This is a genomic window from Limnohabitans sp. 2KL-17 (assembly GCF_003063415.1).
Taxonomy (GTDB): Bacteria; Pseudomonadota; Gammaproteobacteria; order Burkholderiales; family Burkholderiaceae_C; genus Limnohabitans_A.
Genome location: NZ_NESK01000016.1, coordinates 1 through 14474, shown reverse-complemented (window position 1 = coordinate 14474; position 14474 = coordinate 1). Strand labels below are relative to the sequence as shown.

General features: G+C 58.2%; 14 protein-coding genes and 1 tRNA gene. 13 read left to right on the top strand and 2 right to left on the bottom strand.

Annotation, left to right across the window (positions count from 1 at the left end; translation table 11 throughout):
• Both B9Z45_RS09365 and B9Z45_RS09360 read right to left on the bottom strand, forming a co-directional pair.
• A complete protein-coding gene (locus B9Z45_RS09365) occupies window positions 1–1509 on the bottom strand; it encodes a polyhydroxyalkanoate depolymerase (protein WP_108406958.1) in 1509 nt (502 codons plus the stop codon).
• A 159-nt stretch (window positions 1510–1668) separates the two neighbouring features.
• On the bottom strand, window positions 1669–2865 hold the full coding sequence (locus B9Z45_RS09360) for an amino acid aminotransferase (protein WP_108406957.1): 1197 nt from the start codon (window positions 2863–2865) through the stop codon (window positions 1669–1671).
• 117 nt (window positions 2866–2982) lie between these two features.
• Between B9Z45_RS09360 and uvrB the strand changes: the two genes are divergently transcribed.
• The 13 genes from uvrB (at window position 2983) to B9Z45_RS09295 (ending at window position 14287) form a co-directional block, all read left to right on the top strand.
• A complete protein-coding gene (uvrB, locus tag B9Z45_RS09355; protein ID WP_108406956.1) occupies window positions 2983–5109 on the top strand; it encodes an excinuclease ABC subunit UvrB in 2127 nt (708 codons plus the stop codon).
• A 113-nt stretch (window positions 5110–5222) separates the two neighbouring features.
• Window positions 5223–5759 (top strand): Fe-S cluster assembly transcriptional regulator IscR, encoded by a 537-nt coding sequence (gene iscR / locus B9Z45_RS09350; RefSeq protein WP_108406955.1) that lies wholly within the window; start codon window positions 5223–5225, stop codon window positions 5757–5759.
• Window positions 5760–5778: 19 nt separating this feature from the next.
• Window positions 5779–6996 carry an IscS subfamily cysteine desulfurase gene (locus tag B9Z45_RS09345; protein ID WP_108406954.1) on the top strand — a complete coding sequence of 406 codons (1218 nt, stop codon included), beginning with the start codon at window positions 5779–5781 and terminating at the stop codon, window positions 6994–6996.
• Window positions 6997–7058: 62 nt separating this feature from the next.
• Complete coding sequence (gene iscU, locus B9Z45_RS09340; RefSeq protein WP_019429402.1) at window positions 7059–7445, top strand: Fe-S cluster assembly scaffold IscU; 387 nt, start codon at window positions 7059–7061, stop codon at window positions 7443–7445.
• 1 nt (window position 7446) lies between these two features.
• The gene (iscA, locus tag B9Z45_RS09335; protein WP_108352478.1) at window positions 7447–7770 is read left to right on the top strand and encodes an iron-sulfur cluster assembly protein IscA; all 324 of its coding nucleotides are present in this window, start codon (window positions 7447–7449) and stop codon (window positions 7768–7770) included.
• The gene (gene hscB, locus B9Z45_RS09330; RefSeq protein WP_199221878.1) at window positions 7770–8285 is read left to right on the top strand and encodes a Fe-S protein assembly co-chaperone HscB; all 516 of its coding nucleotides are present in this window, start codon (window positions 7770–7772) and stop codon (window positions 8283–8285) included. The genes iscA and hscB overlap by 1 nt, the downstream gene beginning before the upstream one ends.
• Window positions 8286–8301: 16 nt before the next feature.
• Complete coding sequence (hscA, locus tag B9Z45_RS09325; RefSeq protein ID WP_108406952.1) at window positions 8302–10167, top strand: Fe-S protein assembly chaperone HscA; 1866 nt, start codon at window positions 8302–8304, stop codon at window positions 10165–10167.
• A 33-nt stretch (window positions 10168–10200) separates the two neighbouring features.
• Window positions 10201–10539: an ISC system 2Fe-2S type ferredoxin gene (gene fdx, locus B9Z45_RS09320; RefSeq protein ID WP_108406951.1), complete on the top strand. Its 339-nt coding sequence runs from the start codon at window positions 10201–10203 to the stop codon at window positions 10537–10539.
• A 19-nt stretch (window positions 10540–10558) separates the two neighbouring features.
• Window positions 10559–11275, top strand: coding sequence for a DNA polymerase III subunit epsilon (dnaQ, locus tag B9Z45_RS09315; protein ID WP_108406950.1), 717 nt, complete (start codon window positions 10559–10561; stop codon window positions 11273–11275).
• Window positions 11276–11352: 77 nt separating this feature from the next.
• A tRNA-Val gene (locus B9Z45_RS09310) sits at window positions 11353–11427 on the top strand.
• A gap of 485 nt (window positions 11428–11912) precedes the next feature.
• Window positions 11913–12113: a transposase gene (locus B9Z45_RS17605; protein ID WP_108406949.1), complete on the top strand. Its 201-nt coding sequence runs from the start codon at window positions 11913–11915 to the stop codon at window positions 12111–12113.
• 167 nt (window positions 12114–12280) lie between these two features.
• Window positions 12281–12616: an IS66 family insertion sequence element accessory protein TnpB gene (gene tnpB, locus B9Z45_RS09300; RefSeq protein WP_146180904.1), complete on the top strand. Its 336-nt coding sequence runs from the start codon at window positions 12281–12283 to the stop codon at window positions 12614–12616.
• A gap of 81 nt (window positions 12617–12697) precedes the next feature.
• Complete coding sequence (locus B9Z45_RS09295) at window positions 12698–14287, top strand: IS66 family transposase (protein WP_108406947.1); 1590 nt, start codon at window positions 12698–12700, stop codon at window positions 14285–14287.
• The last annotated feature ends 187 nt before the right edge of the window (window positions 14288–14474 follow it).

Here is a 14474-nt window from a genome sequence, read left to right as displayed (position 1 = left end):
TCAGGCTTTTTTCTTCGGCTCGATCCAAGTGGTCTTGACCGATGCCTTGGGCTTGCTCGCTGCAGTGACCTTGCTGGCGGCCTTTGCAGGGACTTTGACCACAACCGCTTTGGCGGCGGGCTTTTTGCTGGCCTTGGCCGCTGGTGTGCTTGCTGCTTGCGCTGATTTGGTGGTCTTCAGGGCCGCAGACTTGGGTGCTGCAACCGGTGTCAACTTGACAATCGAGGCTGTTTTGCGCGACGGTTGGGCTTCATGGCTCTTGATGAACTTGACCAGTTGGGGGTACACAATATCGCGCCAGCGACGTCCGCTGAAGATGCCGTAGTGGCCAGAGCCTTCCACTTCCAAGTGTTGGCGTTCGCTGGCCGGCACGCTACTGCACAGGTCTTGGGCAGCACGTGTCTGGCCAGAGCCTGAGATGTCGTCCAGCTCACCTTCGACGGTCAGCAAGGCTGTGTGCTTGATGTCTTGGGGGCGCACACGCTCCACGCGGCCATCCACACCCTTGACGTCCCAGGTGCCGTTGACCAGCTTGAAGTCCTGGAACACGGTCTGGATGGTTTCCAGGTAGTAATCGGCGTCCATGTCGAGCACAGCGTTGTACTCATCGTAGAACTTGCGGTGGGCTTCGGTGCTGGCGTCGTCGCCCTTGATCAGGTCTTTGAAGTAGTCGTAATGGCTGGTGGCGTGGCGGTCGGGGTTCATGGCCACAAAGCCGGTGTACTGCAAGAAGCCAGGGTAAACGCGACGCCCTGCACCCGGAAAATTGGCCGGTACTCGGTAGATCACATTGTTTTCAAACCAGGAAAAGCTTTTGTTGGTGGCCAGGTTGTTCACCGAGGTGGGCGATTTGCGCGCATCGATCGGACCACCCATCATGGTCATGGTCAGCGGGGTCTTTTCGCCACGGCCGGCCATCAGAGACACTGCAGCCAGTACGGGCACGGTGGGCTGGCAAACGCTCACCACATGACATTGGCCATAAGTGGCCTGCAGGTGGCGGATGAATTCTTGTACGTAGTTGATGTAGTCGTCCAGGTGAAATTCACCTTCGGACATGGGAACCAAGCGGGCATTTTTCCAGTCGGTGATGTAGACCTTGTGGTCTTGCAGCATGGTTTTGACGGTGTCGCGCAACAAGGTGGCGTAGTGACCTGACAGGGGGGCAACGATGAGCACGACAGGCTGGGCCTTGAGCAGGGTCAGGGTGGCCGAATCGTCCGAAAAACGCTTGAAGCGGCGCAGTTCGCAAAAGGGCTTGTCAATCTCTATGCGCTCGTGAATCGCCACGTCGGTCTTGTTGATCTTGACGGTCCGAATGCCGAACTCTGGTTTGACATAGTCTTTGCCCAGGCGGTGCATCAGGGCGTACCCGGCGGATACACGTTGCGCCAAAGGCGTTTGAGCGATGGGGTTCAGGGGGTTGCTGTACAGCTTGGCCGCAGCCTGTGCCAGATCGGAAAAAGGTTCCATGATCGAGCGTTGTGTTTCGAAGATCTGGTAAAGCATGTGGCAGTTTCCGTGGGGTGCAATATGGTGCGGTGCAGCAATACTACAGGACTCAAGTGCTTATTTTTGGAGTACCAACCCTAATCGGGAGTCACATTCCGGACCGACCAAAAAGAAACCGCCCCGTTTGGGGCGGCTGCAAGCTTGATGTCAGTCAAGTCAAACCACTTTGGCAATCGAGGCGCAGACGTAGTCAATGTTTTTGCTGTTCAGCGCAGCCACGCACATGCGGCCTGAGTCGGTGCCATACACACCGAATTCGTTGCGCAGACGCACCATCTGGTCTTTGGTGAGGCCGGAATAGCTGAACATGCCGATCTGGCGGGTGATGAAACCCATGTCCTGCGTCACGCCAGCGGCTTTGAGGCCGTCCACGAGCTTTTGGCGCATGGCCTTGATGCGAACACGCATCTCGCCCAGTTCTTTTTCCCAAAGTGCACGCAATTCGGGGTTGGTCAGCACGGCGGCGACCACTGCGCCACCGTGGATGGGCGGGTTGGAGTAGTTGGTGCGAATCGCAATTTTGAGCTGCGACAGCACGCGGGAAGCCTCTTCCTTGTCAGAGGCGACCACTGAAAGGGCGCCTACGCGCTCACCGTACAGGCTGAAGCTCTTGGAAAACGAGGTAGAGACAAAAATGTTCAGCCCCGCAGCCACAAATTTGCCGATCACGGCGCCGTCTTCGGCAATGCCATGCCCGAAGCCCTGGTAGGCCATGTCCAGAAAAGGGGTCAGGTTACGGTCTTTGACCACGGCAATGACCTGGTCCCACTGCGCATCGGTGATGTCGTAACCGGTCGGGTTGTGGCAGCAGGCGTGCAGCACGACGATGGTGCCCGGGGCTGCGGCACTCAGGCTGGCCAGCATGCCCTCGAAGTTCACGCCGCGCTTGGCGGCATCGTAGTAGGCATAGGTGTCCACTTTGAAACCGGCATTCATGAAAATGGCGCGGTGGTTTTCCCAGCTTGGGTCAGAAATCAGGACCGTGGCGTTGGGGCTGATTTTTTTCAGGAAGTCGGCGCCAACCTTCAGGCCACCAGTTCCGCCAATGGCCTGCACGGTGGACACGCGACCGGACTTGACCACGTCGGATTCGGCACCAAACACCAGCGCCTTGACAGCGTTGTCATAAGCCACGATGCCGTCGATCGGCAGGTAGCCACGCGCAGAGGGGCTGGCCATCATGGCTTTTTCTGCGGTTTGCACGCATTCCAGCAAAGGCAGTTTGCCGTTGTCGTCGTAGTAAACGCCCACGCCCAGATTCACTTTTTTGGGGTTGGTGTCGGCGTTGAACTGTTCGTTCAGGCCCAAAATCGGATCGCGTGGGGCCATTTCGACGGCGGAAAACAGAGACATGGAAAGTCCTCGGATTGTTCATGGGTGGCAGGAATCCCGATCCTCGGTTAGGCTTTCGGGTTGTCCCTGATTTTAACGGTCTGCCCGCCGGGTTTGACCAGAGGTTGTTTACCCAAGATGTCCAATGTGTCCAAAGTCTCAGTTGTTGAATCTGTGTCTGAAGCTGATCCATATGCCGAGGGACAGTTTTTAAGCTATCCCGATTCGCCATTCGAGCTGTTTCAGCCCTACCCGCCAGCGGGCGACCAGCCGGCGGCCATCGATCAACTGGTGGAAGGCGTTCACGACGGCGAGGTGTTTCAAACCCTGTTGGGTGTGACTGGTTCGGGCAAGACATTCACCATGGCCAATGTGATTGCCCGTCTGGGGCGCCCCGCCATTGTTTTTGCACCCAACAAGACGCTTGCCGCCCAGCTGTACAGCGAATTTCGGGAGTTTTTCCCCAAGAATGCGGTCGAATATTTCGTCAGTTACTACGACTATTACCAGCCTGAGGCCTATGTACCCCAGCGCGATCTGTTCATTGAAAAAGACAGCGCTATCAACGAGCACATTGAACAGATGCGCTTGAGTTGCACCAAAAGCATCATGGAGCGCCGTGACGTGGTGATCGTGGCCACAGTGTCGGCCATTTACGGTATTGGTGAGCCCGAAAGTTACCACCGCATGATCATGACGCTGCGCACCGGCGACAAGCTGGGCCAACGCGATGTGATCACACAGCTGATCCGAATGCAGTATCAGCGCAACGACATGGAGTTCAGCCGCGGAAAATTCCGGGTGCGGGGTGACACGATCGATGTTTTCCCGGCAGAGCACTCCGAACTGGCGATCCGCATTGAACTGTTTGACGACGAAATCGAAAGTCTGCAACTGTTCGACCCACTCACCGGGCGCATCCGCCAGAAAATCCCTCGCTTTACGATCTACCCGTCCAGCCATTATGTCACCCCGCGAGACAAGGTGCTGGCTGCGGTTGAAACCATCAAGTTGGAACTGGCTCAGCGCCTGAAAGAGCTGGTGGGCATGGGCAAGCTCGTGGAGGCTCAGCGCCTGGAGCAGCGCACGCGGTTTGATTTGGAAATGCTCTCCGAAGTGGGTCACTGCAAGGGCATTGAAAACTACACCCGCCATCTGTCGGGCGCGGCACCAGGCGATCCGCCCAGCACGCTGACCGATTACATGCCTGCAGACGCCATCATGTTTTTGGACGAGAGCCACCAGATGATTGGCCAGCTCAATGCCATGTACAACGGCGACAAGGCGCGCAAAACCACGCTGGTGGAGTACGGCTTCAGGCTGCCCAGCGCGCTCGACAACCGCCCGCTCAAATTTGAAGAGTTTGAAAAGCGCATGCGCCAGTGCATTTTTGTGTCTGCCACGCCTGCCGATTACGAAAAGACCCATTCCGGCAAAGTCGTCGAGCAGGTGGTGCGCCCCACGGGGCTGGTCGATCCGCAGGTTGAGGTTCGTCCGGCCACGCACCAGGTGGACGATGTGCTGCAGGAAATCCGCATCCGCGCCGAGAAACACGAGCGTGTGCTGATCACCACCCTGACCAAGCGCATGGCCGAACAGCTGACCGATTACCTGAGTGACAACGGCGTCAAGGTTCGCTATTTGCACAGCGACATCGACACGGTCGAGCGGGTTGAAATTTTGCGCGATCTGCGCTTGGGCGCTTTCGATGTGCTGGTGGGCATCAACTTGTTAAGAGAAGGCCTGGATATTCCCGAGGTCTCGCTGGTGGCGATTCTGGATGCCGACAAAGAGGGGTTTTTGCGCGCCGAGCGCAGCCTGATCCAGACCATCGGCCGGGCGGCTCGGAACATCAATGGCCGTGCCATTTTGTACGCTGATCGCATCACCGAGTCGATGAAAAAAGCCATGGGTGAGACCGAACGTCGCCGCATCAAGCAAATCGAGCACAACAAGCTACACGGCATCACGCCGAAAAGCATCGTCAAAAAGGTCAAGGATTTGATTGACGGTGTTTACAGCGAAAAGTCTGGCAATGAGGCCGAACGCCTGGAGCAGGCTGCCCTGCAAAAGGCCAAGATAGAGGACATGAGCGAAAAAGACATCGCCAGGGCCATCAAGCAACTTGAAAAGCAAATGATGGAGCACGCCCGCAATCTGGAATTTGAAAAAGCCGCTCAGGTGCGCGACCAACTGGGAATCTTGAAAGAGCAGGCTTTCGGTGCTGTTGGGGGCGACAACATCGTGCCCTTGATCCGGGCCTGAATAACCCCTTTACTTGACTGATTTAATCGGGATTGATTTATACTTGAGTTGTTTAGTCGGGAACCTGTTCAAGCAGGTGAACGATCAAGTTTCATCTACTTCAGGAGTCTGCCATGCGTTTAACCACCAAAGGCCGTTTCGCCGTTACCGCCATGATCGACCTGGCTTTGCGCCAGGACGCGGGTCCAGTGACATTGGCCGCCATCAGCCAGCGCCAACAGATTTCATTGTCTTACCTCGAGCAGCTGTTCGGTAAGCTTCGTCGCCACAACCTGGTCGAGTCCACCCGAGGCCCTGGCGGTGGCTATACCTTGGGCCGCAAATCCACCGAGATCACCGTTGCTGACATCATCTTGTCGGTGGACGAGCCCATTGACGCCACCCATTGCGGCGGCAAGGAAAACTGTCATGGCGGCGAAGGTCGTTGCATGACACATGACTTGTGGGCTTCGCTCAATTCCAAAATGGTGGAATTTCTTGACTCGGTTTCGCTGCAAAAGCTGGTGGATGACCAACTGGCCAAAGGCCTGGTGGTCGAGCAAAAGCCCAGCTTGCGCCGCGCCATCTCCCCCATGCCGATCAGCAAGCCCATACGCCTGACAGGCCCCAATTCAGTGTTCGACCTGGGCAACGTGTTTGCCAAATCCTGATTCAAAAGCAGTACTTACCATGACCACTCCTCACTTCCCCATTTATCTTGATTACGGCGCCACCAACCCCTGCGACCCTCGGGTAGTGGACGCCATCGTTCCTTGGTTGCGGGAACACTTTGGCAACCCCGCATCACGCACCCACGCCTGGGGCTGGGAGGCCGAAGCAGCCGTCGAAAAAGCCCGTGAAAACGTGGCTGAGCTGATCGGTGCCGATTCCCGTGAAATTGTCTGGACCAGCGGTGCCACCGAGTCCAACAATTTGGCCATCAAGGGCGCAGCGCATTTTTACAAATCACGCGGCAAACACCTGATCACCGTCAAGACCGAGCACAAGGCTGTGCTCGACACCATGCGAGAGCTGGAGCGCCAAGGCTTTGAAGTCACCTACATGGATGTGCAGGCCGATGGTCTGCTCAATATGGACGCGCTCAAGGCGGCGATTCGCCCGGACACCATTTTGATCAGCGTGATGTTCGTGAACAATGAAATCGGCGTGATTCAGGATGTGACCGCTATTGGCAATCTGTGCCGTGAAAAAGGCATCATTTTTCACGTCGATGCCGCGCAAGCCACGGGCAAGATCGAGATCGACATGACCCAGTTGCCCATCGACCTGATGAGCCTGGCCTCGCACAAAACCTATGGCCCCAAAGGCATTGGCGCGCTGTACGTGCGCCGCAAGCCCCGTGTGCGCCTGGAAGCGCAAATGCACGGTGGAGGCCATGAGCGCGGCATGCGCTCGGGCACCCTGCCTACACACCAGTGCGTGGGCATGGGCGAGGCCTTTCGCATTGCCAAGCTGGAAATGGCCCAGGACAACGCCAAGGCCCGCGCCTTGCATGACCGACTGATCAACGGACTGAGTGACATGGAGCAGGTGTTTCTGAACGGTCACGCCACCCAGCGTGTGCCGCACAACGTCAACATGAGCTTCAATTTCGTCGAGGGCGAGTCGCTGATCATGGGCATCAAGGGTCTGGCTGTGTCGTCGGGTTCGGCCTGTACCTCGGCCAGCCTCGAGCCAAGCTATGTGCTGCGCGCCTTGGGCCGCAGCGATGAGTTGGCGCACAGCAGCTTGCGCATGACGATTGGCCGATGGACTTCCGAAGAAGACATCGACTACGCGATCAAAACCATCCGCGAGAACGTAGCCAAACTGCGCGAGCTGAGCCCTTTGTGGGAAATGCACCAGGACGGCATCGATTTGAGCACCATTCAGTGGGCAGCCCATTGAATGGACGACTTTGCGGGACAGATTTTTGACGCTGTTCCCATCTGACTTAAGGAGAAAACACCATGGCATATTCTGAAAAAGTGGTTGATCACTACGAAAACCCCCGCAATGTCGGCTCTTTTGATAAGGGCGACGACAGCGTCGGCACGGGCATGGTCGGTGCGCCCGCATGCGGCGACGTGATGAAGCTGCAGATCAAGGTCAACCCGCAAACCGGCGTGATCGAAGATGCTCGTTTCAAGACCTACGGCTGCGGCTCGGCCATTGCGTCCAGCTCGCTGGTCACTGAATGGGTCAAGGGCAAGACCCTCGACGAAGCGGCGGCTCTCAAAAACAGCCAGATCGCCGAAGAGCTGGCACTGCCGCCCGTCAAGATCCACTGCTCCATCCTGGCCGAAGATGCCATCAAGGCCGCTGTGGATGACTACAAAAAGAAACACCTGAACTGACATGGCCATCTCACTGTCTGCTGCCGCAGCCCGGCATGTGACCCGCTACCTTGCCAAGCGTGGCTCGGGTGTCGGTGTGCGCCTTGGGGTCAAGACCACTGGGTGCTCTGGACTGGCTTACAAGCTGGAGTATGTGGACGACATCGCCCCTGAAGACGTGGTCTTTGAAGGCCATGGCGTCAAGGTGCTGGTCGACCCGAAAAGTTTGGCCTACATCGATGGCACCGAACTCGACTTCGTGCGTGAAGGCTTGAATGAGGGGTTTCGCTTCAACAACCCCAACGAACGTGACCGCTGTGGTTGCGGCGAATCGTTTCGCGTGTGATCAGCCTGCAAGCCAACGATTTCGAGCTGTTTGATGTGCCTGTGCAGTTTGCCCAGGATCGGGCACTGCTTGATACCCGCTGGAAGCTGCTTCAGCGTGAAGCCCACCCTGACCGCTTTGCCGCCGAAGGCGCTGCCGCCCAGCGTGTGGCCATGCAGTGGTCGGTGCGCATCAATGAGGCTTACCAGAGACTGAAAGATCCGCTCAAACGCGCAGCTTATTTGTGCGAGCTGCAAGGCGCTCCTGTGCAGGCTGAAAACAATACCGCCATGCCAGCTGCTTTTTTGATGCAGCAAATGGCTTGGCGTGAAGACCTGGAAGACACCGAAAGTGCGGAGGGTTTGGAAGCCCTGGCGGATCAGGTCAGCGCCGAGCAGCACCGGGTTGAGCTGGAACTGGCCGACCTGCTTGACCAGGCCAAAAAACCCGAACTGGCCGTGGGGCAGGTGAGGGCACTGATGTTCATTGACCGTTTCATGCATGAAGTGAACGATAAACTTGACCGATTGAATTGACCTGAACCGACAGAACATGGCGTTATTGCAAATTTCCGAACCGGGCCAGTCGCCCGATCCTCATCAACGCCGCATTGCCGTGGGCATTGATCTTGGCACCACGCATTCCTTGGTGGCCTCGGTGCGCAGTGGGGTGGCCGAGTGTTTGCCGGACGACGATGGCCGTGTGATCCTGCCTTCGGTCGTGCGCTTCATGCCCGGACAGGGCCGACAGATCGGGTTCGATGCGGTGCAGGCCGCAGCCACCGACCCGGTCAATACCATCGCTTCTGTCAAGCGCTTCATGGGGCGTGGCCTCAAGGATATCGCAGACCGCAGCAAATTACCCTACCAGTTCACAGACAGTGATACGGGCATGCTGAGCATACAGACCGTGCAAGGTCCCAAATCACCAGTGGAAGTCAGCGCCGAAATTCTGGCCACCTTACGCTACCGTGCCGAAGACACGTTCAACGACGACCTTTACGGCGCGGTCATCACCGTCCCCGCTTACTTTGACGACGCCCAGCGCCAAGCCACTAAAGACGCCGCTCAACTCGCGGGCCTGAATGTCTTGCGCCTCATCAACGAGCCCACTGCCGCTGCCATTGCATACGGTCTGGACAATGCAAGCGAAGGCGTTTACGCCGTGTTCGACCTGGGTGGTGGCACGTTCGACATCTCCGTTTTGCGCCTCACACAAGGCGTGTTCGAGGTGCTGGCCACGGGCGGCGATTCTGCTTTGGGTGGTGACGACTACGATCAAGCTCTGGCCGATGCTGCGCTGGCGCTTCAGCCTGGATTGTTGGCAGTGACTGCAGAAGATAAAACGCTGCTTAAGGCGGCTTCTCGTGCGACCAAAGAGGCTTTGACAAACGCCGATGCGGCTTCGCTGGATGTGCCCTTGTCGGCAGGCAAGTTGTCTGTGCACATGAGCCGAGCAGACTTCGAGTTAGCGACACAATCCCTCACGGCCCGCTGCATCACCGCTGTGCGAAAAGCGCTGCGTGATGCCCAACTGACCAAAGAAGAAATTCAAGGCGTGGTCATGGTTGGCGGCTCCACACGCATGCCGCAAATTCAGCAGGCTGTAGCCAACTTTTTTGGCCAGGCCCCGCTGAACAACCTCAACCCCGACGAAGTCGTGGCCCTGGGCGCTGCCATCCAGGCCAACCAGTTGGCAGGCAACAACGCTGCTGGCGAAATGCTTTTGTTGGATGTGATCCCGTTGTCACTGGGCATCGAGACCATGGGTGGACTGGTCGAGCGCATCATCCCGCGCAACCAGACCATCCCCACCGCCATGGCGCAAGACTTCACCACCTACCAGGACGGTCAGACCGCGCTGGCCCTGCATGTGGTGCAAGGGGAGCGCGATCTGGTGCAAGACTGCCGCAGTCTGGCCCGTTTTGAGTTGCGTGGCATTCCGCCCATGGCCGCTGGCGCCGCCCGTATCCGCGTGACCTTCACGGTGGACGCTGACGGTCTGTTGAGCGTGGGCGCCAAAGAGCAACTCAGTGGCGTGGAAGCGCACATCGATGTCAAGCCCTCCTATGGCTTGAGCGACGATCAGATCGCCACCATGCTGCAAGAAAGCTTCACCACAGCACAAGCCGACATGAAGGCCAGAGCGTTGGTTGAGGCGCGGGTGGACGCCGACCGCATGCTGCTGGCCTCGCGCAGCGCTCTCCAATCAGATGGCCACTTGCTGCAAGCCGATGAGCGCAGCGCCATTGACGCCCTGATGGCCACTTTGCAAGCCGCGGTACAAATCGAGCAAGACGCCCAAGCTTTGGAAGACCTCACCCAGGCCTTGGCCAAAGGCACAGAAGCCTTTGCCGCAGAGCGCATGAACCACGGCATCCGAAAAGCTTTGGCTGGCCAAAATATCCAGGCCTTGTAAAAGCCTGACCTGACTCGATTTCAAAAGACATCTATGCCCGTTATCAAAATTCTTCCTCACCCAGAATACTGCCCCAGCGGTGCAGAAATTACCGCGCCTGCAGGCACCAGCATTTGCGAAGCACTGCTGGACAACAAAATAAACATTGAGCACGCCTGCGACATGAGCGCGGCTTGCACCACTTGCCATGTGGTCGTGCGCGAGGGCTTCAAAAGCCTGAACGAAATGCAAGAGACAGAAGAAGACCTGCTTGACCGTGCGTGGGGCCTTGAGCCCAACTCTCGCCTGAGTTGCCAGGCCTTTGTGGCCAAGCAGGATCTGGTGATCGAGATTCCGCGTTACACCATCAACCACGCCAAAGAACTTCACTGAACTGCGAAGCAATAAGACCATGCGTCAAATCGTTTTAGATACCGAAACCACAGGCCTGTCAGCCGAAGGTGGCGACCGCATCATCGAACTCGGTTGCGTTGAACTGTATGCCCGCAAGCTCACGGGTAATAACCTGCATTTTTACTTCAACCCAGAGCGCGACAGCCACGAAGATGCCCTCAAGGTGCACGGTATCAGCAATGAATTTTTGCGTGATAAACCCAAATTTTCCGAGCTGACTGAAGAAATTTTGAACTACCTCAGTGACGCCGAAATCATCATCCACAACGCTGCGTTTGACATCGGTTTTCTGAACAAGGAACTCGAGCGAGTAGGCAAGAAGCCGCTTAAGGCTTATGTGGACAACGTGATTGACACCTTGGCCATGGCCAAGGAAATGTTCCCAGGCAAGCGCAACAGCCTGGATGCTCTGTGTGATCGTCTGGAGGTCGACAACTCGGGTCGCACCCTGCACGGCGCATTGTTGGATGCCGAGTTGCTGGCCGATGTGTACATCAACATGACGCGCGGCCAGGAAGCCCTGCTGATTGACGCGGGCGACGCCCCCAGCGATTCGCAAACTGTGACGGTCCAAGTTGACCTGAGCCAATTCACCTTGCCGATCATTTTGGCCAACGCGCAAGAACTTGCTGTCCATGAAGATGTTTTGACCCAACTCGACAAATCCAGCGGTGGGCAAACTGTCTGGCGCCAAACCCAAGTTGCGTCAGCTTGAGGCGTCAATTCTTGCTTGCCAGGCGCCAGTTATTCATATTTTTCATGCAATAATGTTGGTCTTCGCTGAGAGGCGTTGGGCGATTAGCTCAGGGGTAGAGCACTGCATTCACACTGCAGGGGTCGCAAGTTCGAAACTTGCATCGCCCACCACAAAATTCCCAATGAAATCAAGCACTTAGAGGAAACTCAAGGTGCTTTTTTCTTTGTGGTGTCCTAAAAGTGTCCTAAACGCCTGATTTCGGATCTCCAAAAGGTTTCACTTTTACGGTGGTGAAAACGCCAGATTTGAAGTTCCTTGCCCCCAACTGTTTTGGGGCTCTTCAGAGATTTTTGAGGATTGAGTGCTGTGGCCTCCTCATGGGCTGACGCTCTACTTGGGAAGCATGGGTTAGCTATAGCGAGTGCTGGACTTGGATGCTCAACCGGCGCCTTCCGAATTTCCAGCCCAGGCTGACTCCACCGTACCCCCACCCCCACCCCCAAATCCAGGGCAGGGACTCCTTTGTCCCTTGTACAGTATTTCGAACGTTTGATTGCCCTTAGATCGATGCTGAAACGTATCCGTCCGGCGAACCCATCTTGAGCCCACCCGATGAAGCGGGCATCGTGTACATGATTGGAGGATCGTGGAGACGATGGAACAGTTTTCAAACGATGGCCGGCCTCGCCGGCGTGAGTGCAGCAAGCCTTTGAAGGCGCAGGTTGTCGCTCAGTGCATGCAGCCTGGCGCCAGCGTCGGCGGTGTTGCTTTGGCCCATGGGCTGCACTCGAACATGGTGCATCGCTGGATTCGGGAGGCGCGGCAGGACCAGGCTTTCAGGCTCAGCGTCAGCTAGGGCGAGCCAGCCGCATTTGTTGCAGTACCGCTGCCGGTAGGCACTGCGGGCGACCAGGCTGGTGGCGCGCAGACGCTGCTGCAAATCCGACTTGAGCGTGCGGACTGGGTGGTCAACTTTCGGTGCCCGGCGCCTGAGTGTGCGGCCCTGCTGCGTGAGCTACTGCGGTGATTCGCATTGACGCGATCTGGATGTCCACCGAGCCGCTGGACTTGCGCGCGGGCTTTGACAAAGCCCTGGCGCGGGTGGTGCAGGTCTTTGGCGCGGCTCACCCCCACCACGCCTACTTGTTTGCCAACGCCCGCAGCAACCGCATGAAGGTGCTGGTGCACGCTGGCTTTGGCCTGTGGCTGGCGGCCCGGCGGCTCAACCGGGGTCGCTTTGCCTGGGGTGACTCAACGCACGGCGCGCGGGCCACACTGAGCGCCGAGCAGCTGCAGGCGCTGCTCATCGGCCTGCCCTGGCAAGGGCTGGGGCCGAGCGCAGTGATCACCATGGTGTGAATCTTGAAGGCGCACGCACGGCTGTTCAATGCGTGAATGCGCCAATGGGCAAGAGCGCGGCGATGAGCGACGATCATGGCAATGTCTGAATCGCTCGATCTGCACAACCTGGACGCCACAGCGCGTCAAGTGGTGCAGGAGCTGCTTGAGAGGCTCGCGCAACAGACTGCGCTGGCGCAGCAGCAGGCCATCGTCCTGGAGCGCCAGGCCCGCGAGCTCAAACACAAGACGGCCCTGCTGGACAAGCTCACCTACGAGATGGCCGTTCTCAAGCGGCTGAAGTTTGCCGCCAAGACCGAGGCACTGAACGCCGAGCAGCGCAGCCTGCTTCAAGAATCGCTGGAGGAAGACCTGCAAGCGGTAGGTCAAGAGATCGAGCAGCTGCGAGCGCCGGCCGAACGCGCCGAGGGCACCGAGAAGCGCCAGCCCAAACGCCTGCCGCTGCCAGAGCATCTGCCGCGCCAGGAGTTTGTGCACGAGCTCGAGAACACCGAGTGCTGCGGCCAGCCCATGACCCGCATGGGCGAGGAAGCCAGCGAGAAGCTCGACTATCAGCCCGGCGTGTTCACGGTACACCGCCATGTGCGCGGCAAATGGGTCTGCGCCTGCTGCAGCACACTCAAGCAACAGCCGGTCGATGCGCACATCATCGACAAAGGCCTGGCCACCACCGGTTTGTTGGCCCAAGTATTGGTGGCCAAGTACGCCGATCACCTGCCCCTGTACCGCCAAGAGGGCATCTACGCCCGCGCCGGGGTGCCGATCCTGCGCTCGACGCTGGCGCAGTGGGTGGGCAACTGCGGCGTGCAGTTGCAGCCGCTGGTCGATGCGCTGCGCCTGGCGGTACTTGGCCACCGCGTCATCCATGCCGACGAGACGCCGGCGCAAATGCTCAAGCCGGCCAGCCAGCGCAACGGCAAGACCCATCGGGCTTACCTGTGGGCCTACACGCCCAGCCAGCACGAAGAGCTCAAGGCGGTGGTCTACAACTTCTGCGAAAGCCGCGCCGGCAGTCACGCCAAGGCCTTCCTTGAGGACTGGCAAGGCACGCTGGTGGTCGACGACTACTCCGGCTACAAGCAACTGATGGGTGAGCGCATCACCGAGGCAGGCTGCTGGGCCCACGCCAGGCGCAAATTCTTCGAACTGCGCGCGGCCAGCAAGAGCCAGATTGCCGAACAAGCGCTGCTGCTCATCGGGCAGCTCTACGAAATCGAACGGCAGGGGCACAGCGCAAGTGCCGATGAGAGGTTGCGCATACGCCAGCAGCAAAGCCGGCCCGTCATTGACAAGCTCTACAACTGGCTGACCGAGCACCGCGCCAAGGTGCCCGAGGGCTCGGCCACGGCCAAAGCGATGGACTACAGCCTTCGGCGCTGGCAGGCGCTCACGCGCTTCCTGGACGATGGGCAATTACCGATCGACAACAACTGGATCGAGAACCAAATCCGGCCAGTCGCCCTGGGCCGCAAGAACTGGCTGTTCGCAGGCTCACTGCGCGCCGGCCAGCGCGCTGCCGCGGTGATGAGCCTGATCCAGTCGGCCAAGCTCAATGGCCACGATCCCCACGCCTACCTCAAGGACGTGATGGACAAGCTGCCGACCTGGCCCAACAGCCGCATCGACGAGCTGCTGCCGCAGCACTGGATGCCAGCGGGCATCAGCGCCTGATCGCCACCCCCTGAAGTGGACCCCGAATTTGGGACAGGTGTTTAAGTGGGACACTATCCAAAAAAAACGGGTTACCAATGACTGAATCAAAAAAACGCAGAGTTCATCCGCCGGAGTTCAAGGCCAAGGTGGGGCTGGAGGCGCTCGGCGGGATGAAGACCATCAATCAAATCGCCCAGGAGTATGG